The following is a 1,703-nucleotide window of genomic DNA, read 5'->3' on the forward strand; positions in this document are numbered from 1 at the left end:
GCATCGGGTGGTCCTCTACGAGGCCAGCGATCAAATCGGCGGCCTGGCGGGGACCATCCGCCTGGGCGAGGTGGAGGTGGACCGCTTCTACCATACGATCCTCTCCAGCGACGTCCATATGCAGGCGCTGGCGGCGGAGCTGGGGATCGCCGATCAGCTGCGCTTCCGGCCCACCGGCTCGGCGTTCTTCCACGAAGGGCGCCTGTATCCGATGACGACGCTGCGGGATTTCCTGGCCTTCCCCCTTTTGCGAACCGTCGATCGCCTCCGCTTGGGCCTGACCATCCTGGCGGCGTATCTGCACCGGGATTGGCGACGTCTGGAGACGATCAGTGTGGAAGAATGGCTGGTTCGGTGGGGCGGCCGGCGGGCGTTCCATCACCTGTGGCGGCCGATGCTGCGGGCCAAGTTCGACGGCCGCTTTGAGGACCTGCCCGCCACGTACATCTGGGCCCGTCTGATCCGGACCCGATCCACCCGCCGGGGGGTTTCCCAGCAGGAGATGGCCGGCTACCTGCAGGGCGGGCATCTGACGATGATCCGGGCGATGGCGCGGGCCGTGGAAGCCGCAGGCGGCGAGATCCGAATCCGCACCCCGGTTCAGGAGGTGGTGATCGAAGAGGGCCGTGTGATCGGGGTGCGAGTGGACGGGGCGGTGGAGCCGTGCGAGGCGGCCGTGATCACCTTACACCCACCGCTGGTCCCACGCCTGTTACCCGGCGTGGAGGGTTCATGGGTGGAGGATCTAGGCTCCTGGCGCTACCTGGGCATCGTGTGCGTCCTCCTGGCCCTGGATCGCCCGCTCACCGATTATTGGACCATCTACATCGCCGACGACTCAGTGCCCTTCACCGGCCTCATCGAGACGACCCATTACATCGACCCGGCTGATGTAGGCGGTTACCATCTGGTTTATCTGCCCAAGTATGTGACCTGGGACTCGCCATGGCTTCAGCGGAGCGACTCGGAGATCCTGGAGGCATGGCTGGAGCATCTCCAGCGGATGTTCCCGGCGTTCCGGCCGGAATGGATCCGCCATGCCCGGGTGCACCGGGAGCGCTACGTCGAACCGTTGTTCCATCGCGGCCAGTGGCGGCGCATCCCCCCCTTGGCGCCCCCCATTTCAGGTTTGTTCCTGGCAAACCTGACTCAGATCTACCCCGCGCTGACGAACGGGGAATCCCTGACGCGCCACGCCCGCCAGGTCGTTATAGGGATCCAGAATTGGCTCATCCAGAATTACGCCGTTGGGGCGAAGGAGCGATCGTATGCGCAATGAGGCCCTGCCCACTGAATTCATCCGCCTGAGCTCTAGAACGGAAGCGCGAGAGGCCGAATGGATCAGCCTGCGTATCGGCTTGATCCTCATGGACGCGATCGCCCTGGCGATCGCCTTCTCGCTATCCTATCTGATCCGGTTCGAGTCCCGCCTGCCCATTTTCTATCAGCCGGAGAGCCAGCCCGCGCATTATTATGGCCTGTTGATGGCCATCCTGATCCCGGTGTGGTTGCTGGTTTTCGCCGCCCATCGCCTCTACGCGCCGGACCATCTGTTCCACGGAACCTCGGAGTACATGCGGGTGATCCAAGGGGCCAGCGTGGGGATGATGGCCGCGATCGTGGCCAGTTTCATGGAGCCCGCCCTGGTGATCGCCCGGGGCTGGCTGCTGCTCTCCTGGGCGCTTTCCATTGGGATGGTCGGG

Annotated in this window: 1 protein-coding gene and 1 pseudogene; both read left to right on the forward strand. The window is 64.6% G+C overall.

All coding sequences use genetic code 11. The annotated features are described in order from the left end of the window. The coding region (locus ACFMO5_RS03760) for an NAD(P)/FAD-dependent oxidoreductase (RefSeq protein WP_376791426.1) at positions 1–1,279 on the forward strand (1,279 nt) is incomplete at its 5' end. Then, a pseudogene (locus ACFMO5_RS03765) lies at positions 1,269–1,703 on the forward strand (hypothetical protein); the annotation flags it as partial. The gene ACFMO5_RS03760 and the pseudogene ACFMO5_RS03765, both read left to right, overlap by 11 nt.

Source organism: Thermoflexus sp. (assembly GCF_042408365.1).
In the GTDB taxonomy this organism is placed as follows: Bacteria; Chloroflexota; Anaerolineae; order Thermoflexales; family Thermoflexaceae; genus Thermoflexus.